The organism is Terrimonas ginsenosidimutans, assembly GCF_022012415.1.
In the GTDB taxonomy this organism is placed as follows: Bacteria; Bacteroidota; Bacteroidia; order Chitinophagales; family Chitinophagaceae; genus Terrimonas_A; species Terrimonas_A ginsenosidimutans.
The window spans coordinates 91,129-111,710 of the sequence record NZ_JAKLTR010000009.1; the positions used below are offsets into that span (position 1 = coordinate 91,129).

At 45.6% G+C, this 20,582-nt stretch carries 21 protein-coding genes; 3 read left to right on the forward strand and 18 right to left on the reverse strand.

Annotation, left to right across the window (positions count from 1 at the left end; genetic code table 11):
- Positions 1-98 precede the first annotated feature (98 nt).
- From LZZ85_RS14735 to LZZ85_RS14780, 10 genes are all read right to left on the reverse strand, one after another.
- Complete coding sequence (locus LZZ85_RS14735) at positions 99-1,379, reverse strand: hypothetical protein (protein ID WP_237873438.1); 1,281 nt, start codon at positions 1,377-1,379, stop codon at positions 99-101.
- A 133-nt stretch (positions 1,380-1,512) separates the two neighbouring features.
- Positions 1,513-2,241: a heavy metal translocating P-type ATPase gene (locus tag LZZ85_RS14740; protein ID WP_237873441.1), complete on the reverse strand. Its 729-nt coding sequence runs from the start codon at positions 2,239-2,241 to the stop codon at positions 1,513-1,515.
- A 228-nt stretch (positions 2,242-2,469) separates the two neighbouring features.
- A complete protein-coding gene (locus LZZ85_RS14745; protein WP_237873443.1) occupies positions 2,470-3,033 on the reverse strand; it encodes a helix-turn-helix domain-containing protein in 564 nt (187 codons plus the stop codon).
- Between the two features lies 1 nt (position 3,034).
- Positions 3,035-3,865 carry a hypothetical protein gene (locus LZZ85_RS14750; protein ID WP_237873445.1) on the reverse strand — a complete coding sequence of 277 codons (831 nt, stop codon included), beginning with the start codon at positions 3,863-3,865 and terminating at the stop codon, positions 3,035-3,037.
- A 40-nt stretch (positions 3,866-3,905) separates the two neighbouring features.
- Positions 3,906-4,394, reverse strand: coding sequence for a TlpA family protein disulfide reductase (locus tag LZZ85_RS14755; RefSeq protein ID WP_237873447.1), 489 nt, complete (start codon positions 4,392-4,394; stop codon positions 3,906-3,908).
- Between the two features lie 150 nt (positions 4,395-4,544).
- A complete protein-coding gene (locus LZZ85_RS14760; RefSeq protein ID WP_237873449.1) occupies positions 4,545-5,090 on the reverse strand; it encodes a heavy-metal-associated domain-containing protein in 546 nt (181 codons plus the stop codon).
- Positions 5,091-5,267: 177 nt separating this feature from the next.
- Positions 5,268-5,717, reverse strand: a complete 450-nt coding sequence (locus LZZ85_RS14765; RefSeq protein ID WP_237873450.1) for a cation transporter — start codon at positions 5,715-5,717, stop codon at positions 5,268-5,270.
- Between the two features lie 117 nt (positions 5,718-5,834).
- Entirely contained in the window at positions 5,835-6,227 is a 393-nt protein-coding gene (locus LZZ85_RS14770; RefSeq protein WP_237873451.1) for an HYC_CC_PP family protein, read from the reverse strand.
- 98 nt (positions 6,228-6,325) lie between these two features.
- The gene (locus LZZ85_RS14775) at positions 6,326-8,368 is read right to left on the reverse strand and encodes a putative porin (RefSeq protein WP_237873453.1); all 2,043 of its coding nucleotides are present in this window, start codon (positions 8,366-8,368) and stop codon (positions 6,326-6,328) included.
- 65 nt (positions 8,369-8,433) lie between these two features.
- Positions 8,434-9,258 carry a purine-nucleoside phosphorylase gene (locus LZZ85_RS14780; protein WP_237873455.1) on the reverse strand — a complete coding sequence of 275 codons (825 nt, stop codon included), beginning with the start codon at positions 9,256-9,258 and terminating at the stop codon, positions 8,434-8,436.
- A gap of 214 nt (positions 9,259-9,472) precedes the next feature.
- On the opposite strand from LZZ85_RS14780, the gene sucC reads away from it, so the two are divergent.
- Entirely contained in the window at positions 9,473-10,684 is a 1,212-nt protein-coding gene (gene sucC, locus LZZ85_RS14785; protein WP_237873458.1) for an ADP-forming succinate--CoA ligase subunit beta, read from the forward strand.
- A 240-nt stretch (positions 10,685-10,924) separates the two neighbouring features.
- Here sucC and LZZ85_RS14790 read toward each other — a convergent pair whose 3' ends face one another.
- Entirely contained in the window at positions 10,925-13,996 is a 3,072-nt protein-coding gene (locus LZZ85_RS14790; RefSeq protein ID WP_237873460.1) for a beta-L-arabinofuranosidase domain-containing protein, read from the reverse strand.
- Between the two features lie 235 nt (positions 13,997-14,231).
- Between LZZ85_RS14790 and LZZ85_RS14795 the strand changes: the two genes are divergently transcribed.
- Positions 14,232-15,887 (forward strand): DUF4139 domain-containing protein, encoded by a 1,656-nt coding sequence (locus LZZ85_RS14795; protein ID WP_237873461.1) that lies wholly within the window; start codon positions 14,232-14,234, stop codon positions 15,885-15,887.
- Between the two features lie 177 nt (positions 15,888-16,064).
- Here LZZ85_RS14795 and LZZ85_RS14800 read toward each other — a convergent pair whose 3' ends face one another.
- Positions 16,065-17,069 carry a bestrophin family protein gene (locus LZZ85_RS14800; RefSeq protein ID WP_237873463.1) on the reverse strand — a complete coding sequence of 335 codons (1,005 nt, stop codon included), beginning with the start codon at positions 17,067-17,069 and terminating at the stop codon, positions 16,065-16,067.
- Positions 17,070-17,166: 97 nt separating this feature from the next.
- Between LZZ85_RS14800 and LZZ85_RS14805 the strand changes: the two genes are divergently transcribed.
- Positions 17,167-17,652, forward strand: a complete 486-nt coding sequence (locus LZZ85_RS14805; protein WP_237873464.1) for a GNAT family N-acetyltransferase — start codon at positions 17,167-17,169, stop codon at positions 17,650-17,652.
- A 104-nt stretch (positions 17,653-17,756) separates the two neighbouring features.
- Here LZZ85_RS14805 and LZZ85_RS14810 read toward each other — a convergent pair whose 3' ends face one another.
- From LZZ85_RS14810 to LZZ85_RS14835, 6 genes are all read right to left on the reverse strand, one after another.
- Complete coding sequence (locus tag LZZ85_RS14810; RefSeq protein WP_237873466.1) at positions 17,757-18,311, reverse strand: porin family protein; 555 nt, start codon at positions 18,309-18,311, stop codon at positions 17,757-17,759.
- A 48-nt stretch (positions 18,312-18,359) separates the two neighbouring features.
- Positions 18,360-18,986 (reverse strand): SprT-like domain-containing protein, encoded by a 627-nt coding sequence (locus LZZ85_RS14815; RefSeq protein WP_237873468.1) that lies wholly within the window; start codon positions 18,984-18,986, stop codon positions 18,360-18,362.
- Complete coding sequence (locus tag LZZ85_RS14820; protein ID WP_237873470.1) at positions 18,979-19,380, reverse strand: hypothetical protein; 402 nt, start codon at positions 19,378-19,380, stop codon at positions 18,979-18,981. Before LZZ85_RS14820 ends, LZZ85_RS14815 begins: the two co-directional genes overlap by 8 nt.
- The gene (locus LZZ85_RS14825) at positions 19,367-19,606 is read right to left on the reverse strand and encodes an AtpZ/AtpI family protein (RefSeq protein WP_237873472.1); all 240 of its coding nucleotides are present in this window, start codon (positions 19,604-19,606) and stop codon (positions 19,367-19,369) included. The genes LZZ85_RS14820 and LZZ85_RS14825 overlap by 14 nt, the downstream gene beginning before the upstream one ends.
- The gene (locus tag LZZ85_RS14830) at positions 19,578-19,985 is read right to left on the reverse strand and encodes a bactofilin family protein (protein ID WP_237873473.1); all 408 of its coding nucleotides are present in this window, start codon (positions 19,983-19,985) and stop codon (positions 19,578-19,580) included. The genes LZZ85_RS14825 and LZZ85_RS14830 overlap by 29 nt, the downstream gene beginning before the upstream one ends.
- A 171-nt stretch (positions 19,986-20,156) precedes the next feature.
- Positions 20,157-20,561, reverse strand: a complete 405-nt coding sequence (locus LZZ85_RS14835; protein ID WP_237873474.1) for a hypothetical protein — start codon at positions 20,559-20,561, stop codon at positions 20,157-20,159.
- Positions 20,562-20,582: the final 21 nt, after the last annotated feature.

Sequence of the window (20,582 nt, forward strand, 5' to 3'; positions counted from 1 at the left end):
TTTTTTAGTCTTGCCTAAAAAAATGTTTAGATAAATGTAATAAAAAAGTCCGGGCATAGCTAAATACTATGCCCGGACCTGCCCATGCCCCCTGCCGATCACCGTTGCAATACTGGTCTCAGCTGTACATACACCTGGAAACCAACCGGTAAATTCCCGTAAACTGATTTTAACCCTGCAGCCGGGAAATTCAGCGTCGCCTGTGCGCCTGCCGCGAGGTCCACCACTTTTGATTTCCACAGACCGCGATTATAACCCGCAGAGAAAACCTGAACATCGAAGGTCTGATGCCCTAACTGGTTCTCTAATTCGAGTTCTTCCGTTGATTTCTGCACCCATTCATACCGGCTGTAAACGGCATTGCGGCCAAAACGATAATTCTCTTCCAGTAAAAGCGAATGTTCTTTATGACCGGCACCTTTGTCATTAAAACCCCAGATAAGGGCCGCGTTCAGATCCCTGTCCTTCCCCAGCTTCTTTGCATACAAGGCGGAAGCGGTCGTGCGTGTAACATCCACCCCGGGTTCAAGCAATTCCGGTTCCTTGATAAAGCCCTGAGAGAACTGGAAAGCCCAGTTCCGCGATGCGTTATAAGACAAACGGTAACTGTAGCTGTTGAATAACATTTTATCAAACCCATACCGCTCTTCATTGGGTTCACGACCGGTAAAAATGGAACCCTCCACTTTAAGCTTCTTATACCGGAAACCTAAAGTTCCTACCCCAAACGTAATATGCGTGGCATCCTGCCAGTGGTGCCCCAGCGGCGCATCCGGATTGTTCATGGCAGAGATCCTGTGCATAAATGCAGGCGCACTGATGGCCGGTTCACCGGGATAGCCAAAATAACCAAACACATCGGTGTTCTTATTTATCGCATGTGTATACGCCACACTCAGCTCGGCAAACAGATCATGCGGATGCTGACGATTCACCAGCCTGGCTCCATTATGTGTTTCGCCCGACTGGAACAGCAAAGGATAACCTCCCCCTCCTTCTGTTAACGGGTCAAGACTGATCATCGCCTTTGTCGTAAATAGTCCCCTCTTCCCGATCCTTTTATTCATCATGGCCATAAACCAGTTCGGTGCATCAAACTTATCTGAACCAATACCCTTATTGAATATGTCCGTGTTAGTATAACGCAGAAAAACATTTCCATGGAACATCCACATTGCTTTCTTCCCGGTCATGTACATATACATGGGGGTTTCATCAGGGAGCCAGGATGTACCTGAACCGTTCCTGTTCATCGGCAGGTTCAATGAAAAGGCATGAGACATCGTGTGGCCATGTCCACTCATGTCGTGATCATGTTTCCCCGCAGGAATGGTATCCTTCTTAATTTCCTTTGCGGGTTCTTTTTTCTGATCTTTCATATCATGGTGTTCATGCTGCCCGAAGGCCGAAACTGACAAAAAAAGAACCGATATACTTAACAGCGATTTCATTTGCAACAATTTTTCTTAACAAACAATGATCCGATGAACCGGAAGAATTTTACTATTAATTTCATGACCACATTTTTATGACCATCACGGCGCTCATGGCGACCATCAGCAGATCTTCGAAAAGCGTTACTTTGCTTAAGGGAAGTTTGATCACCGTCCCAAGGCAGGCACATTGAAACGGAGAATTTTTCATGAGGTTTTGAATAACACCCACCGAACTTATTGCCATTACAACCAGGGTCACAATATTGGTAGCGAGCGGCTGAAATGATATAAGAAAGGCGATCCCCAGTGCCAGTTCCACAAAAGGATAAATGAATCCCCAGGCGGGCATTGCTTTTGCGACGATATCATAACTGCGGTATCCTTCAGCAAATCCCCGGAGGTTCATCAATTTGAAGAAAGAGAACACCAGGAAGAATCCTCCCATAAAATGACTCATCCATTGCATCCAGTTAAATGTGCCGGAAGCGAACTGTATTAACAGGCTGATACCGGTGATATACCCAAAAATGAGAAAGATGGGAAAATAGGAATTCTTTTCAGCAGTAGCTTCTTGTGACATATCATGCATGCCTCCGTCCGCTTCGGAGATCGTGTAATGGCCGGCCTTGCTTACAGCTTCCTGTAACTTACCCGTATTGATGTGCTGGTTCATCGTGATGGTTGCCTGCGGAGCTGTCAGCTGTACTTCTGCTGATTCAATATTACCGAGCTTCAGCAGTTCGCTTTTCACGCGGGCTACGCAGCTGTTGCAGGTCATCCCGGAAATGTTATAGGAGTGTGTCATGATTTAAGTTTTATGACACAAAATTCCTGCCTTATGCTTTGGGGATTGTTACATAATTCGGGGAAAGGTTTATAGAATTAGCTGCGCTCTTTTAATAGACCGGCGTTGGAGTATCGCAAAGGGCGCAAAGGCGGCGCAAAGGACGCAAAAGGTAAACATAGGATTTAACTCTTTGCGTCCTTTGCGCCGCCTTTGCGCCCTTTGCGATACTCCAACGCCGGTCTTACGTTAAACCTTATCCAGCGGTTTACGGTAATGATCTTTGAACTGCTTGAATTCGCTAGGTGTAAATCCCGTTACTTTTTTGAACTGCCCTGAAAGATGCGACACACTGCTATACCCCAGCTTGAACGCAATCTCACTCACAGAAAACTCATCATACACCAGCCATTCCTTCACCTTTTCAATTTTCTGTAAAATGAAATATTGCTCTATTGTTGTATTCTCCATAGAAGAAAAAAGCTGGCTCAGGTAGTGATAATCTTTCAGCAACATCTTCGATAAATACGCGGAAAGATTCCCTTTCATCTCATCCAGTTCAGCTGTTTGCACAAGCTGAATGAGCAGGCTTTTGATAAGCTCTACCATCTTCGCTTTCTGATCATCCATCCATTCAAACCCTTCTTCCCGTAAAGCGTCTTTCAATGATCTCACCTGCGCGTCCGGAACGGCTACTTTTGTATACACCACACCCAACCGGATCTCTTCCGTTTCTATTCGCATCTTTTCAAAAATATGCCTGACCGATTTTATACACCGGTCGCAAACCATATTCCTGATGTAGATCTCCATATTACTTTTTCCGTTTTAGGGCATTCAGAAATGTTCTTTCCACACTGATCTGCCAGCTGTTTTTTGCCATACGCTGCATATCACCACTTAACTGAAAGCGATAGCCAAGATTAAGTTTAGTGGCGCTGTTAAAGATCAGCTGGACAGCCGGCGCGAAATCAACATAATACGCTTTTCTGTCGAGCGATTGCTGTGCCAGAAATTCTGTATAAAGATTCAGATTGGTTTGTTTGTAATCTTTATACTCAAACGGCAAAAGCAGATACCCCGCAGAGACGGTATAGTTCATTGCCTGGTAGATGCGGGAAGGGATATACAGCGTTTTATCATTGCGGGAACTATGCAATCCCTGCAAATGACTCACGCTGCCTGAAATGGCCAGCTTATGCCATAATTGAGTTGCCACAACGCCCAATTGTAAGCCGCTCTTATCTCCCTGCAAACTCAACTCATCAAAATGAAAAGGACTACGGCTGTAAGCTGCTTCGCCAAATATGGCCATTCTGAAGTGCGAATGCGTATCGTCAGAGGAAAGAAACCTGTACTTTCCATACATGTATACAGATTCCCACCTGAAATTATCCGTATGCATATTCGCAAACGTAGCACCGGCACGCAACATCCAGTTTTTGTTGAGACCAACAAATACCTCGGGAGTATACCGCTGCATAACCTTGTTATAAGGGTTCTGCCTGGTTACAATATTACTGGTCAGCTTTGCACTGATTGACCGGGCGGGTATGTTTGACGCCGGTTCAGTATATACATATAATTCCTGCCCCTGGCTGTTCAGGCTGCACAGGATAATACTAATGAATAAAAAATACTTCATGTTTGCTGATCTGTGATTTATCAAATCAGGCTATCGGCTGCTATTCAGCAAGTAGTCTGGCGACCTCATTATCGAGCTCTTTTCCCTCGATGTCAATAGCCACCACATCTCCTTTTTTGTTGATAAGAAAAACGGTAGGCAATGCATTGACCTGCCATCTCTGAATGGCGTCAGCTTCAAGATTAGCCGGATCATTCACCTGTAGCCAGGTGATCTTATCCTTCCTGACAGCTTTCAGCCAGTCATTTTTATCCTCATCCACAGATACGCTGTATATCTCAAAACCTTTGGCTTTGTATTTTGCATAGAGCTTTACCAGCTGCTTATTGGCACTTCTGCAAGGCATACACCAGCTGGCCCAAAAATCAAGCAATACAACTTTTCCCTTCAGAGAAGAAAGCGCGATCTTTTTTCCACTCGCATCAGGCAATTCTATCTTCAGCCTGGGATCGCCAATATTCGCCACCTGCGCCTCTGTCACTGTCACAAGGAACAGTAATAAGAATGCAGTGATAGTTGATTTGATCATGAGTTAAATAAATAAATTAACTGAAACAAAAAGATATTGAGAAGTTTAAAAGTTTAAATGGATTAAGGTTTAAAAGTCAGGCTGAGTGATGACAGCATACTTTCAAACTATTAAACTTTAAACCATTTAAACTTTTAAACTTCACTCTTTTCAGATCGTCACGTGATACACCCTCGCATTCTGCTTTACACCGTCTTTCACACAGCAGGTTGCAGCCTTGCCGGTCTGTATACAGGCCATTTTGGTAGCATTGCTGAACTTTTTGAACTGCCTGGCAGGCACAAAGTTCTTGTCAACCACCGTCAGGGTTTGTTCACCGCTAAGCGATGCTTGTTTGACATCAAGGAAATGAAAGGTGGTCCCTCCCACTTCAATGTGCTTATCATTGGCAATTGCCACCTGTTCGAACTGACCGGTGAGTTTCAATCCCCCGACAGAAAAGCCCGCGTCTTCCACGGCCTGGCGGATGGCGTCAATATCAACGGATTCATTTTCTTTAAAAACAATATTGAACACGGAATTCTTGATATCTGACTTTACAGAAGCCACAAATGGAACTTCCTGTAATGCTTTATTGATCGCATTGCTGCACATGGCACATGTAAGACCTGTAGCCTGAAGGCTCGCTTTACTGAATTGCGCACTTGCAGCCAGCGTCATGAATCCCGCTATCAGTAAAATCAATAGCTTTTTCATAACTAAATTTTTGAATGAATATTTTTTCGAAGTTTGGGGCGTGATGTCCGATGCGCGATGACCGATGATCACCAAAGGTAAATTGTTGCCAGGCTAACTGTAAGTATCCCTGGTTCAGGGATACCGAACACACCTGGCCATGAAACCTGACCATCGATCATCTTACATCGATCACGATCAATGCGCTTCCGAGCAGCAGGATTTCTCCTTTTCGTTCGATGCTACTTTTCCCTCTTCTTTATCGCAGCATGAGCCCTTTGCTTTCTGTGTCGCAGCTGAAGGTTGCGCTTCTTTTTTTACGCGCTCATATTTGCAGCATCCGTGAAGTTTGTTATAAGATTCGTCAGTTGCTGTGAAATCACGGGTGTCATAACCTACCGCAGCGATCCCCTGCTGGATCTTTGCAGCATTGGTGCTTGAACTGTTGTATTTAACAGTCAACACCTTTGCTTCAGTATCCCAGCTTGCAGAGCTTGCACCTGCTTTCTTTGCAGCCTTTTCAATGTTATTTTTACACATTCCGCAGTTACCGGAAACAGGAATAGTGTCTGTATGAGATTGAGCAAATGAAGTTGTAGCAAGTGTGAGGCACAGAGCGATTACAGCGAATATTTTGAAAGTTTTCATTATTTTGATTTTAGAGATTGAATAAGAGATTTGCGCAGCATTGCTGCCGCAAAAAATACATGATCCCTCGTGTCTGTTCATCAAAACAGGCATGACAGGCTATCTGGTATTCATATCTCAAATCCTGAAAACGCAGTGCTGAAGATAGGTCTCCTGGCCTTTTAGCAAAGGCGGAGGCTGTTCTGTGACATATTCCTGCTGAGGAACATTCTGAAAGTCAGCCACAATAAATGCTGACGGAACCTGTACGGGTATTTTTAGAGAAGCGAACTCGATGCTTACAGATGGAGATGATTTCTGGTCGTCATCCATCTTTACCATTTTGACTTCATCGTGACAGCAGCCATGCGCATCATCCATATGCATTCCGCATTTGCCGCACTCTTTCGATCCGCTGGAAAAAAACTGTGTTGAAGCCAGTTTGTTCATGCAGTAATGCGAATTGATGATCACCCCGCTGCTGAAAGCCAGGTAACAGATCATCAATATGATAACGCTTACTTTACGCATAACGAAAGCAAAGATAGCATGATTCTGCGATTATCAAAACCCGAACTGATCAACCGGCGCAGATATGCGATGTTTTAAGAAAACTTTGGGCTAACAAATTAGTTTACAAAGCTCCAGAAGATGCCAAAACGCATCAGCAGGCCCGGATATGGATAACCCGGCACTTCTGCGTTGTTCCTGGTGAACCCGAATCCCTCCGTGCTGCTGAGTTGAGCAGTATTGAGATTTTCCGCCCTGAAATAGAACTTGAAGCCTTTGATCCGGAAATGAACATACCCTGCAATATGAGGCATTTGCAACTTCACCTCATCATTATCCTGATAATAGAACTTACCGAGCAATGGCGAGTAACCGTCTCCTTTATAATTAGTATGATAACGGACCTCCGCTCCAAATGCTATGTTCAGATTCTTCAGACCAAGCTTCCCTTCGTAACCGATCCGGTTACGCGTGTACAATGTTGGCACATTCACCTCCGCATTCCCGATCCTTTGCTGATAGTAAATATCTGCATGCCACTTCCACCAGCGTCCGAGATTGATCGTTTTCTGTGCAGAGATCTGGAGCATATTGAACAAAGTTCCTTCCTGCGCCAGCTCAGACATATTCTTCACATAGGTGTAGTTAGTCATGACATAATAATCCGCAGCCAGGCGCAATTGCAGAAACGGCTGATACATTGCTCCGAAAAGATGTATGGTGTTTTCTTTCTTGAAATCCTGTTGCGGTTGTTGCGTGATATAGAAGGCACTTCGTGGATCAAAATAGAAAGAGGGCGTCCGGTTGACGTTCTCAAACCCTATCTGCGCATAAGCATTCTTCCTGCCTATGAAACGCTGCAGGCTTCCGTAGGCATGATAATCGCCGCTGTTCGTTCCAACAAAATACAAACTTCCATTTGCTTCGATGATCCATTGCTGATTACGCGTCCGGTTTCGGTATTCAGCATGCCCCAATACGTTATAGAAATTAGCATTACCCTTTGTATTCTTCAGCGAAAGATTCTGGACGGATGCTCCCACCTTAACGAACTGCTGCAGGTTCTTTGCATCAGGAAACTGGTACACGGAGAAATCATTGATGATCTCGCGCCAGGAGTCCTTTATCTGGAATGTATCTACCGGATTTTCAAATACGACATGATAGGCTGAATCATAATAAGTGGAATCGCCAAGATAGTCGCGGAACTCATAATTACGTGTCGTGAACTGCGCCGTATATTCGAACCGGAGGCGGGGATAGAACAGCGGGATCACGGAAGAATCCGTCACCAGCGAATCTTTTTTACCCAGGTCATACTGCTGGCGCAAAAGGAAGGTGAGATCACGGTAGCGGTTGCCCGTTCCCACATCTGTATTAAAGAAGTTCGGAGAGAGACTTTCGCTTCCGCCGAGTCTTGTCTCGATCCTGAACCGGTCCTTGAATAACGGATCCTGCAGTGCGAGCGAATCGCGTATGCCTCCATTTTCACCCGACTGCAAGCTGTTTGCAAGGATGATAAAGTAGTTATTGTAACGTTTGTTAACGGATTGATACCAGGATGTAAGGAGATAGTTGTTATGATTCGACTTCTGGTTCCGGAAAAAACCTGTTGCATTGATCAGCCGGTACATGAAATGGAAGTTCCAGTTTGGCTTGATGTTCTGCGTGTGCATCAGTTCGATCATTTGCTCAGACTGACTGCTGAGCACATAGTTCAACTCTGAGTAAGGCCTTGTTGTATTAAAAAACCGGACCCGGTCGACCGACCAGCGGTAAATATCAAACGCATGCATGCCCGGATCAAAACCCGGTTTGAAGGAAGGCTTGAAAAGCAGGTTTCTTGCGGCAGTTCCCGTATTGCCTAAGGTGATATGGGTGGGCGGGTTAGGGAATCGCCTGGAGAAATCATCGACCGAAGAATCCAGCATGTAATTGCGGGTAGAGTCGAGATATCTGTAACGGATCGTAATGGAATCCTCATTCTTATCCCGTCTCTTCAAACTATCCTGGCCACCGCCTGATCCGGAGAATGAATTTCCCATCTGACGGATACGGCTTCCCCCCTGCCGCAGGATATCCCGTTGAGAGAAGGAGGGTAATGAAATAAATAGCAGGGCCGCTAATAACAGGTATGTAGGATTCAGCTTCAGCTTAAACATGTTTGGTTCTTTGCAGGGCGGATGCAAATTACTCTCCCGCCAGCACAATACCGTCTCAAAAATTGTTAAATGGATGCCACCAGCTCCGTGAACAGGGTAGCCAGCTTAGGTTCGGCTTCTTTGGCAGCCTGCAGAACCTCCTCGTGTGTGATCACGTTTTCCTCCTCGCGGATGCCGAGGTCCGTGATAATGCTCACCGCAAATACTTTAATGCCCATATGATTGGCCACAATACATTCCTGTACAGTACTCATACCTACCACATCACCGCCAAGGGTGAAGATCAGTTTGTATTCCGCCCTGGTCTCAAATGTGGGGCCGGTTACAGCAACATATACCCCCTCCTTAATATCAAAACCATGGTTACCGGCGATCTTCTTTGCCGTGACGATAAGATCCTTTTTATAAGGTTCGCTCATATCCGGAAAACGTGGGCCAAACGCTTCAATATTCTTTCCGATCAATGGATTAGGTGTAAAAAAGCTTACATGATCTTTTATGATCATAATATCTCCCACCTTGAAATCCGGATTGACACCACCGGCGGCATTAGACAACAACAGGGTCTGGATCCCCAGCAATTTCATCACTCTCACCGGAAATACAACTTCCTGCGGAGTATAGCCTTCGTAAAAATGAAACCGGCCTGCCATCGCAACCACTTTCTTTCCGCTCAGTTCGCCGAAGATCAGCCTCCCCTTATGCCCCTGCACCGTAGACACCGGAAAATTAGGTATGTCCTCATACGCCACTTCTTTCTCAATAGCGATTGCATTGGCAAAATTGCCAAGTCCACTACCGAGAACGATTCCGACCTCAGGTTGGTGAGGATACTGCTCCTTCAAAAACGAAACGGTCTCCTGGATCTGCTGCATGGGATCAATGGCCATAATATTAAAAGGATTAGCCGCAAATATAGGGCTAAGAGGATAAAGAGGCAAAAGTGGAAAAAGAGGAAAACAGGGATAGAAGGGCAACCTCCTCTGCGTTTCATTTTGATCCGGGATCATTTTATACCCTTCTTTTCCTCTTTTCTATAAGGCTTCATTTTCTCTTTTTCCTCTTTATCCTCTTAGCCCTATCTTTGCGACAAATTTTTTGAACATGAATCTCCATGAATACCAAGCAAAGGAACTACTGAAAAAGTACAATGTTCCGGTACAGGAAGGATTTGCCTGCAGCACCGTACAGGAAGCTGAAGAAGCTTATCGCCAGATCAAGACCGAAACAGGCAGCAAGTTTGCCGTTGTAAAAGCCCAGATACATGCCGGCGGCCGCGGAAAAGGTGCGGTTAAAGAAACTGGTATGAATGGAGTAAAAGTGGGCAAATCACTGGAAGATATCCAGGAATTCGCAAAAGGTATCCTCGGTGGTACCCTCGTAACGATCCAGACCGGTCCTGCCGGTAAAGTGGTTAACAAGATCCTCGTTGCACAGGATATGTACTACGATGGACCTTCTGAGCGCAAAGAATTTTACCTCTCCATCCTCCTCGATCGCAGCAAAGGTCAGAATGTGATCATGTACAGCACCGAGGGCGGTATGAATATCGAAGATGTAGCGCATGACACTCCTGAGAAGATCTACAAAGAGTGGGTTCACCCTGGCGGCGGCCTGCAGGGCTTCCAGGCAAGAAAGATCGCTTTCAACCTCGGCCTGAGCGGTGAAGCGTTCAAAAACTGTGTGAAATTCGTAACAAATCTATACAACGCTTACGTGGGTCTTGATTGCGCAATGCTTGAGATCAACCCTCTGTTCAAAGCATCTGACGACAAGATCATTGCGGTTGATTGTAAACTGAGCCTTGATGACAACGCCCTGATGCGTCACCCTGACGTAGCTGCACTGCGTGATATCACAGAAGAAGACCCTACAGAAGTTGAAGCAGGTAAATACAACCTCAACTTCGTTAAACTTGACGGTAACGTAGGTTGTATGGTAAATGGTGCCGGCCTTGCAATGGCAACCATGGACATGATCAAACTCAGCGGCGGTGAGCCGGCAAACTTCCTGGACGTAGGCGGTACTGCCAATGCACAAACTGTTGAAGCTGGTTTCAAGATCATCATGAAAGATCCGAATGTAAAAGCGATCCTCATCAACATCTTCGGCGGTATCGTTCGTTGCGACCGTGTTGCTGCAGGTGTGATCGACGCTTACAAGAACCTTGGCAATATCAACATCCCTATCATCGTTCGTTTGCAGGGTACTAACGCTGAAGAAGCGAAGAAGCTGATCGACGAAAGCGGCCTGAAAGTTCAGAGCGCGATCCTGTTGAGCGAAGCGGCGGATCTGGTGAAGAAAGCAGTAGCGTAAGATCGTTGATAGTTGACCGTTGTCCGTTCACCGGATAATATTCAAATAAATAGAAAAGCCTTCCAGTACGGAAGGCTTTTTCATTATCTTTTATGAGATCGGCCATTGCTGTCCGGTGTGTGGGAACGCGGAGAACGCAGCCAAATACGACACATCCCATGGCTGTTTTCGCCGCGCCCGTTGCGTATCGCCGCGTTCGCCGCGTTCCTATCCCCCGCCTTTCATGCACTTCACGATAGCTCACTTCAACTTCACATCCAAATAAACCGAATGCCTTCCATACGTTTCATAAAACGGCTTGAACGTTACCCCATCAATAGTGAAGGCTAATTTAGCCGGATCACCCTGTATCGACTTGCTGATATCTCCTGCATCAAGTGTCACTTTCCTCCATTCCTTTCTCGCCTCAGGCTCTTGCGCTGCCAACAATACCGGGCCGTAAAACAAGCTGGCTATATTCTGCTGATCCATTACCGGGTCTAGATGGAACTGGAACGGCATTCTTAATTCGACAATATCTCCATCCTTCCACGTGCGGCTGATCTTCAGATAACTGCCCGGCTTCGCCTGAAGCTTCTGTTCTTTGCCATTGATCTTCACAAAAAAACCTTTTGTAGCCCAGCCGGGCACACGCACATTCAGGTCAAACTTACCATTACCCCTGATCGTTAAACGTGAATTATCTTCATTGGGAAAATTCGTTGTTTGCTCAATACTGATCTTTCTTTCCGTCCACTCCACTGTGGATGGAATGTACAGGTTCACATACAGCGCTTGATCATCCTTTCCTCTGAAATAAATTGAATTCTGCAACTTCGTGCTGCTTTCTATCGCTGTTCCATTGCAGCAGGTAAAGCCTGTCATATCCGGATTGCCGAATTGCTTGACAGATGCAGGCCTGAGCGGCACGTGATAAGTATTAGCAGGAGTCTTCTCTGCCACCGAAGCCAGGATATGATTGTACAATGCACGCTCATAATAATCCATCAGCTCTGCACGCTGATCAAAAAGGAACAGATCACCCGTCAGCTTCAGCATATTGTAGGTTGCGCAGGTCTCATTTTGTCCGCCTGCGGAAAATCCATTCTCATACAATGTTCCCGGCTGGCTGATAAAACATTCGGCGTTATTCGGATTACGTGCGCCTGCAACTCCTCCGATGCTGTACATATAGTCATTGACCATCTTATACCAGAAGTTATCAGCTATTTTGTAGTACTCCGGTTTATTGGAGACACGATACATCTCTATACTGCCAACCACCTGCGGAATATGCTGATTCGCATGCAGTCCCCTGAAAAGATCTACATTCTTCGCCAGCCCATGCGAATGAGCCGTATCTCCGAAGAACACCCTGATATTATCAAACAACTGAGCAGTCTTCAGATGTTCCTGCTTACCGGTAATGCGGTAAAGACGGGCCATTGCTTCATTCATACCACCGAATTCTCCGGCGATATAGGTGTTCCACATTTTAATCAGCGTATCCGTCGGAACTTTACTCAGCCGTGCATACACCCAATCACCCATACCCGACGCAACATCGATCGCCTTTTTATTGCCGCTTACTTCATAAACATCCATTAAGCCCGCAAGAATTTTATGCAGCGTATAATACGGCGCCCAGATCTGGCTTTTCTGTCCTCCGTATTTTGCCCCTTTCTCCAGCATGATGAACTGATCCGGAGGATAAGCGCTGATAAAACCTTTCCCCCAGTTCCAGTAATCATTGCGGATACCCTCATCGCTCAGGTCTGAATCGTAAGCAGATTTTCCGGGGCCATAAGGCACCGCTGCCGGATCAGTCACTGACACACCACCTGCCTCCTTTGCCTTTCCGGATAACCGGGATAGCTCATACAGCGTGTTCACCATCACTTCCATCTTAGCAGAAAAATTAGCCTGAAGCATTTTATCATATCCCGTACCGGCATAAGCCTGGGCAATAGCCGTGAGATAATGACCGGTAGCATGTCCTCTTAATTTTGTATCCCGCGTATCCCACACACCCAATGCCTTTGCTCCTTCAGGCTGTGGTTGCCCAAACGCATGACGGAACATATAGAGGAAGGAATTCGGATCTGTGGCAGCTAATGTTTTAATGAACTTATCGCGGTTCTCGATGAACTTGGATTGATGACCATCTGCATCCGCTTTCAGCGAAACCTTATTCAGATCAAACGCCGCCAGTTTCAAGCCCGGAACTGGCTGCTTTAAAGATTCTTTTACGGTAATAAATGCTTTTGGTTGAAAAGCTGTTCCGGCAACGCGTCCTGTGATCGTATATTGACCCGCTTTAAGAACTGCGCTGTTATCTGTAGCTTCAGGCCATACAACACGGACCGGCGGGCCTTTCCTTCCATCCTTATAGGTGCCCTGAACATATGCGGGCAAGCGGGGAAGATTACCTGTTCCGGTTTCAACTTTCACATCCGCCACCTGAACCAGGTAAGTGTTAAACAATTGAGCTTCGGTTGAGGCAAACCGGGGCAGATCATCTTCTGCGCGTCTTCCGGAAGTATTGACCGAACCATCATTGAGCCCTCTTCCTTTCAGGGCGTTGGAATAGATACCTGCAACCTGCCTCCCACTAAGCGGCACACGATAAATCCGGAAATCATGTATCAACGCATTGAGATATGGATCACCTGCAAGCAACGATCTGCCAATATAAACCAATCTTTCTCCGGCCTGCTTGCTGAATACGTCCGATAACTCCAGGGAAAACCCTTTCGATTCTCCTGCCTGCTTGCCATCCACATATGTGGTCAGTAATTTGGAAGGAATATCCAATACAACAGACAGATGGACCCACCTGTTTGTTTCTATGCCGGAAGCACTTGCAGCAGTCATGTCGCTCTTTCCTGTTATCACGGAAGCGCGATAGCCTGCCTGAACACCGGTTCCCGCGGGAGCTACATAAAAATGCCTGGTTGTATCCTTTCCAAAATCAAAAAAGCGTTGCCCCGCCTGCTTTGACTGTAAGAAGATCCAACCGGAAATACTCAGCGATTCAAGATCAGTCAATGCCTCTCCCGGGATCACGACAAATCCTTTTTCACCGTTAAGTGACAGAACCTTTCCGAACCGGTTATCACTGACAAATCTCAGGTCGCCACCCTGAAATCTGCCGTGCAGATTATTGCGGGACCAGTCTTTAAGATCTCCGTTAAAAATATAACGGGCTATCATCCCTGTTTCACCGATCCCATCCAGCATCTGGTCTCCCCCCTGGGCACTGGCAATATTCATCACCCGGATTAATGTCCCGATACACAGAACAGCGCGTAAGAATGCTTTGTACATTTTCATATTTCAATCATGTTGAACAAGTATCATAAATAGCGAAGAAGGTGGATAAAACTATGAAGAATACACACGCCGCTATGAACCTATTTTATCTGAAGATCACAAGATATTAGCCTGTTTGACGCCTGCCGGCTATGACTTACAAGGTGTTCGGTAAGAAATACCAGTAACCGCGAATGTTTCATATTCCTTTTATGTAATAACATTTCAATCCGCATCCAGCTATCAAACACTCCTTATGACAAAGTTTTTTATCATAGGCAGCTTATGCCTGTGCAGCACCTTATTGCCTGCCCAAAAAGAAAACAAACCGATCACCAGTAAAATTGAAAAAGTAACCGTTTTTCTTCAGGGGGCGCAGGTAGAACGCACAGCCAGACAAACACTGCAGCCAGGCAAGTACAATATTATATTCACCGATGTTTCTCCTTTAATAGACAAACAAAGTATACAGTTAAAAGCTGAAGGTAAGTTGACCGTTCTTTCCGTTACACATCAGCTGAACCATTTGAAGGAACAACAGGTTGAAGGTACGATCAAAGACCTCGAGACACAGAAAGAACAGTTGCAGGAAAAGATCAGCATTGAATCGAATCTGAAATCGGTATACGCGCAGGAAGAAGCAATGATCATCAAGAACCAGTCAATAAAAGGCGAAAGCACTACGCTGAAAGTAGCCGAGCTGAAAGAAGCTGTCGATTTTCAGCGCGCGCGACTTACTGAACTCTATCAGAAAATACTTGAAAGTACAAAGACACAAAAGAAGCTTACTGCTGAAATGGGAAAGGTTGATCAGCAGTTGAAAGCCCTTCATCAGAAAAAAAATCTCTCCACCAGTGATATAATCGTTGCACTTGATGTAAAAGAAAGTACAGCGTCAACGTTCCTGCTTACCTATCTCATCAATCAGTCATCCTGGTATCCCACTTACGATATACGGGTGAAGGATATCAGCCAGCCGCTGACACTTCAGATGAAAGCAAACCTGCAGCAGCAATCCGGTGAAGAATGGAAAGACGTGAAACTTGTTTTATCTACCGGAAATCCAAAGGAGAAAGGAACAAAACCAGATCTTCAGCCTTGGTATCTTCGGTTCTATCAGCCGCCTGGCGATCTATCAGGCATGCTATCGGGCAAGGCAGCCGGTACCAGTGCGTACAGCTCTCTGAATGAGGTTGTCGTAGTAGGATATGGCTCCGTTAAAGACCGGGAGGATGATGAGCAATACGAGCTGAAAAAATTTAAAAGAGAAAATACCGCTGTTAATACAACAACGGTATATCAACCAACCTCCACTACTTTCGAAGTGGAACTTCCCTATACCGTTCCGGATGATGGCAAGCTCTATACGGTCGATATAAATCAGTTCGACCTCAACGCGATTTATGAATATTACGCCGCTCCCAAACTGGATCAGAACGCTTATCTGACTGCGAAGATCACAGACTGGCAGAACCTGAACCTTCTGCCCGGCGAAGCGAATCTTTTCTTTGAAGGAACATTCCTCGGTAAATCATTACTTGATCTTGCGAAAGCTGATGATACGCTGAACCTCTCGCTGGGTCGCGATAAAGGTGTCGTCGTAAAACGTACACTGATGAAAGAGTTCAGCTCGCGCAAGTTTCTCGGCTCCAATAAAACTGATATAAGACAGTACGAAACAATTGTACGCAACAATAAACAGCAGGCAATTAAGATCGTAGTCGAAGATCAGTTCCCGGTTTCAACCAGTAAAGAAATAGAAATCGACAAACTCAACTACCCGGCAGGCAAGCTGGAAGACGATACGAAGAAAGTAAGCTGGTCTGTGGTACTTGAACCGAAAAAAGAGCACAAACTTCAATTTGGCTATTCTGTGAAATATCCGAAAGACAGGATAGTGCAGCTTGACTGATCTGGTGGTCCTGCCAGTTCAACCAGCAAAGGAGTATCGCCATGAACGCAAAGGATCGCAACGGACGCAAAGAGATCAGCCTGAAACCTGGAGTTTCATTGTGTCCTTTGCGATACCCTGCCTTCATGGCGATACTCCTTCGCCACTATGCCATTGAGCAGTCTGCTCCGGGAGATTCTAAGAAAGTATTTGGTTGACGGCGGCCACCGGGGGTGGTATATGTCCTTCATCGATCATTTCCAGCAGATCGATCTCTATCGTTCTCGATATAGAGGTGATGGGCACATCATTCGCGCCACCTTCAAAGGGATTTTCCGTGTATTCTCCCACTCTTTCCAATGTGAGAAAGATCCAGCCTACGGTCGCCGCAAACGGAACCGCCAGCCAAAGCTGCCACTCTCCCAGCTTATGAAACTCATTTAATACACCAAACGGAACGAGGCAAACAAAAAGACGCGTAAGCATCTGGCTGATCGTTGCAAACTGACGCGGGTAGGGGAAATTCTTGATCCGTTCGCAACGACCCTGCAGATCATACATATCGATCAGCAACTTCTCTATTTCCACATAATCCAGCGGCTCTATCAATCCCTGCACTTTGAGCCTTTTTAACTGTTTGGATTGTAGTCCCAGTAAATGAGTGGCCCTGTTCTTCTTCGAAAGAATATAGCCTAGATCTTCTTCAGAGAGATAAGCGCGAAGATTTTCTTCCAGTTTGCCATCCCATTCCGCGATGGTATAATTTTTACTGTAACGTAAATTGGCGGGGATCACCCTCGCTGTTTCCCAGGTCCTTTGCTCCCGAAGCTGATAACGCAGTGCCGTCAGCCAGCCGATATGCCGGCGTATCATCAGCCTTTTTACAGCATCCGTTTCAGGGGTTTTTGCAGTGCCAATAAAATCTTTTACCAGCATCCCCCATGACCGGCTCGTATTCACGATGCCGCCGTAGATCTGACGTGCCTCCCATACCCTGTTGTAGGTCTGTGTATTCCTGAAACCAATGATGAAAGCTGTAGCTGTACCGATCATGGCAACAGGCACCCATGGTATGGCCAGCCATGTCCATTTCATGAAATAGAATAAGATCACTGGTATCAGGGAAAGAAACAGCATCAGGTAGATATCGCTTCTTGTCCAAACCATCATTTCTCTAAAAGTATACCGCCTGCCTGAGTGCATATTTTTTTCCGGTTAAATTATGAAAAAGGTAAAAAAGAACGTCTTGCAAAGCCTTTGTATTTACAATATTTTTGCGGTGATTACTTAAGCAACCTTTATGACGAATATTACGATCAGGCCGATCCAACCGTCCGATAATGCCCCGCTCGCTATCATCATCCGCAGGGCGCTGGAGGAGTTCGGGGCCAATCATCCCGGCACTGTCTATTACGACGCATCTACCGACGCATTGTATGAACTCTTCCAGGAAAAAGGTTCGGCGTATTTCGTCGCCCTGAGCGACAATGAAGTGGTCGGCGGCGGTGGGATCTTTCCAACCGAAGGATTACCCGCAGGAACCTGCGAACTGGTAAAAATGTATCTGCGAAAAGAAGCCCGGGGAACCGGCCTTGGCAAAAAACTTATTGAGACAAGCCTCGACTGGGCAAAAGAACAGGGCTATAACAATGTCTATCTCGAAACCATGCCCGAACTGAAACCAGCATTGAAAGTTTACGAAAAATTCGGTTTCAACTACCTCGCCGGCCCATTGGGAAACAGCGGACACACGGGATGTACGCTGTGGATGGAGAAACAAGTTTAATAGTTTAATAGTTTAAGGTTTAAAAGTTCAGGATCTTCAGTTAACTTTTAAACCTTAAACTATTAAACTTTTAAACTATCAAACTTTAAACCCTCCCTTCCACCTCACTCACTCTTCGCCTTCCTCCCTCTCATCTTATCCATCTGATGCTTGTGGAGATAGATCTGGAAGCCTATGTTCAAGGCAAAACCACCGGTCCCGTTAGCTCCGTTATAATCGCTGTGATCATATCCGCCAAGAATATCGAGTGAAGCATTTTCACCGATAAATACCGCAGCACCACCTCCAATGAAGAAGTTCGTTCCATTATTGGTAGTAGAAGTTCCGTTGAATTTTGTTTTAGAACTTAAGAAATTGAAATTGGTGTGAAGAATGGGACGCACCTGGTCATGACCAAAATAATAACGCAGGTAAGGCCCGATCCCAAATGCCGTTGTTTTTACACTACCGCTTTTTGAATAATTGAGATTCACATTGCCGCCGAAAGCAAAATTCTGTATAAAGAATATGCCGGCGTTAGGTGTCAGACTGATCTCTGTATTGCCCGAAGTATTTAACCTGAAATTACCGCCTACCATCCAGTCGCCTCTTTCAGTTTGTGCCTGAATAGCTGCAAAAGATGTTGCCAGTAATAATGTGCTGAGTAGAAGTTTTTTCATGTTAGATGGTTTGCGTCAAAAGTAAGACAAACCTGATTAACATGTGTGTTATCCGGCAGTTAAGGGTTCAACTTCATAAACCGGGCTGAAGAGGTACACTTTCTTCGTTTTTATCTCCACGCAACGGAACCGTTTGCGCAGCTTCTCTTTCTTCTGGAAGATGCGTCCATCGGCCGTGCGGAAGATCGCATCTAACGGCAGCTCTTCCACCAGCCTTACCTTTTCCGCGCTGGCATCATACCGGCGTAGTACGCGCAGCAGTCCATCCTCCGCACAGGTGCTCGCCGCCGGATTCTGCAGTGAGCGCATCAGCTCCTGTTCTATATCCTCTGGAAAGATCTTATGCCGGAGAAAATCCGCCAGCAGTGATCCGTACACCATTTTCCATTCTTTCCCATGAGAAAAAACCTTATTGCCATATCGTTCAAACGTAAGCAGGTGAGCCAGCTCATGTAACAAAGTAATGAGAAAGGAATATTTATTGAGATTGCCATTTACACTGATCCGGTGATTATCTGCCTGGGTACGGTGACGATAATCCCCCAGTATGCTTTTACGCTCGCGGGCAACAGTAAGATGTACCTTATGCTCACGCAAAAAGACCAGCACCGGTTCATAGGTGCCCGGTGGAAGATAATCCTGTAAACGCCCGATGGGTACTTCCTGCTTAGCCATTCTTTTTTTGCTTCAGGATACGCATCAGGGCAGCCACCTCAATAAAGCTGTATATACCATAAAGAGCCATGCAACTGAAGATGGCAGGGCGGCTTACATTCTGGCCGGACATTACGATATAGATAAGTGCAGCAATGGCGAGTACAAAAAACTTGATCACAAAACCGCTGTAAACGGCTCTTACAAACACGTTGGGATTGGTTGACTTGAAACTACGCTGTGTAATGATCACTGATAAAAGAGAAACACCGCAGATCAGCATATTGCCGACAATCAGTACTTCATGCTGAATTCCTTTTTCAGCCAGCCAGGATTTTGCCGCAATAAAGAAGCCGTTCAGGAGAATAAAAACAATGAGCAGAGGGAGATAACTTTTCCGTTTATTTTGGTCCATTCTTTTTTGTATTACCGGTTTCCCGTATCAGTTTATAGAAAAATCCAACCAGGATGAGCAAAGGTAATGCAATGGAAAGTAATGGGAAGACATGCAGCCAGTGATCGGCCTTATATCCTAAAAAAAGACCTGCGCCTATGGACACCAGCATTTCGGTGCCCAAGGCGAGATATTTTACAAGACTGTTATTCTTAAAATTACTGGAGGGCGAGTTTCTCTTTTCCATTTTTCAGGCTCACATTTCCAATTTCGATAGATTCTGCCGTAGCAGCACCCATATGGCATTGGCCATTAAAGGTTGCTGAAGGCTCTACCTGCAACTTACCCGCGTAAAGATTTCCATTCACAATAGAATCTCCACGCAGCTGCAACAGATCTTTGGCTTTTACATTTCCGGTTACTTTACCGATGATGTCTGCCTGGTTTCCTGTGATATCGCCTTCCACAATACCATTCGCTCCCACCACCACTTTCGCTGTGCTGGAAATATTCCCTATGATAGTGCCATCAATGCGGAGATCACTGTTACTGCTGATATCGCCTTTCAGCGTAGTGCCGGCACCAATGAGCGTGGTACCATTACCGGTAGATTTTTCGGTCTGCATTTCGGTTTTGTTTTTAGCGTTAAACATAGATATTGATTTATGATACGAGCAAACTGGATTTCAAGATAGAAAGTAAAAAGGCAAAATTGAAAATTAAAAACGCCTAATTTCTAACGTGTTTTTGCGACGTAGATTTTTGCTTTCCCGATTTTTAATTTTAAATTAATATGATCAATCGTCCGACAATTCATCTTTTGGCACCTGCAACTGCGTGGTATCCAGTATAACAGATGCATCTCCCTTCAAAACCTTTCTAAGATTTTCATTATACTTTGCCTGGTAATTGACCGCTTTTTCAAGAGAATCGACGCGGTACTTCATCTGCCGGTATTCCCGTCCTACTTTCAGATCGTCATAACCGGGAATATAATATTTCAGCGGTGTGAAAACGATCAGGGCTACCGTAAGCCCGACCAGCACAACAAATATTGTGCTCAAACCAATGTAAACGCTAAGTCTGGATAACTTAAAGGTCACCACCTCCTCATACGTATCATCGTTCATTACAACCAGCCTGTAGCGGTTCCGAAGCCTTTGCAGGGTCGACTCAGTGCCTCCTGCATCCAGTTTTGCCATATTTGAATTTTAAAAGACGCT

Coding starts and splice junctions, on each gene's coding strand:
- LZZ85_RS14735 (WP_237873438.1), bottom strand. CDS start 1,379: ATGAAAGATCAGAAAAAAGAACCCGCAAAGGAAATTAAGAAGGATACC.
- LZZ85_RS14740 (WP_237873441.1), bottom strand. CDS start 2,241: ATGACACACTCCTATAACATTTCCGGGATGACCTGCAACAGCTGCGTA.
- LZZ85_RS14745 (WP_237873443.1), bottom strand. CDS start 3,033: ATGGAGATCTACATCAGGAATATGGTTTGCGACCGGTGTATAAAATCG.
- LZZ85_RS14750 (WP_237873445.1), bottom strand. CDS start 3,865: ATGAAGTATTTTTTATTCATTAGTATTATCCTGTGCAGCCTGAACAGC.
- LZZ85_RS14755 (WP_237873447.1), bottom strand. CDS start 4,394: ATGATCAAATCAACTATCACTGCATTCTTATTACTGTTCCTTGTGACA.
- LZZ85_RS14760 (WP_237873449.1), bottom strand. CDS start 5,090: ATGAAAAAGCTATTGATTTTACTGATAGCGGGATTCATGACGCTGGCT.
- LZZ85_RS14765 (WP_237873450.1), bottom strand. CDS start 5,717: ATGAAAACTTTCAAAATATTCGCTGTAATCGCTCTGTGCCTCACACTT.
- LZZ85_RS14770 (WP_237873451.1), bottom strand. CDS start 6,227: ATGCGTAAAGTAAGCGTTATCATATTGATGATCTGTTACCTGGCTTTC.
- LZZ85_RS14775 (WP_237873453.1), bottom strand. CDS start 8,368: ATGTTTAAGCTGAAGCTGAATCCTACATACCTGTTATTAGCGGCCCTG.
- LZZ85_RS14780 (WP_237873455.1), bottom strand. CDS start 9,258: ATGGCCATTGATCCCATGCAGCAGATCCAGGAGACCGTTTCGTTTTTG.
- sucC (WP_237873458.1), top strand. CDS start 9,473: ATGAATCTCCATGAATACCAAGCAAAGGAACTACTGAAAAAGTACAAT.
- LZZ85_RS14790 (WP_237873460.1), bottom strand. CDS start 13,996: ATGAAAATGTACAAAGCATTCTTACGCGCTGTTCTGTGTATCGGGACA.
- LZZ85_RS14795 (WP_237873461.1), top strand. CDS start 14,232: ATGACAAAGTTTTTTATCATAGGCAGCTTATGCCTGTGCAGCACCTTA.
- LZZ85_RS14800 (WP_237873463.1), bottom strand. CDS start 17,069: ATGCACTCAGGCAGGCGGTATACTTTTAGAGAAATGATGGTTTGGACA.
- LZZ85_RS14805 (WP_237873464.1), top strand. CDS start 17,167: ATGACGAATATTACGATCAGGCCGATCCAACCGTCCGATAATGCCCCG.
- LZZ85_RS14810 (WP_237873466.1), bottom strand. CDS start 18,311: ATGAAAAAACTTCTACTCAGCACATTATTACTGGCAACATCTTTTGCA.
- LZZ85_RS14815 (WP_237873468.1), bottom strand. CDS start 18,986: ATGGCTAAGCAGGAAGTACCCATCGGGCGTTTACAGGATTATCTTCCA.
- LZZ85_RS14820 (WP_237873470.1), bottom strand. CDS start 19,380: ATGGACCAAAATAAACGGAAAAGTTATCTCCCTCTGCTCATTGTTTTT.
- LZZ85_RS14825 (WP_237873472.1), bottom strand. CDS start 19,606: ATGGAAAAGAGAAACTCGCCCTCCAGTAATTTTAAGAATAACAGTCTT.
- LZZ85_RS14830 (WP_237873473.1), bottom strand. CDS start 19,985: ATGCAGACCGAAAAATCTACCGGTAATGGTACCACGCTCATTGGTGCC.
- LZZ85_RS14835 (WP_237873474.1), bottom strand. CDS start 20,561: ATGGCAAAACTGGATGCAGGAGGCACTGAGTCGACCCTGCAAAGGCTT.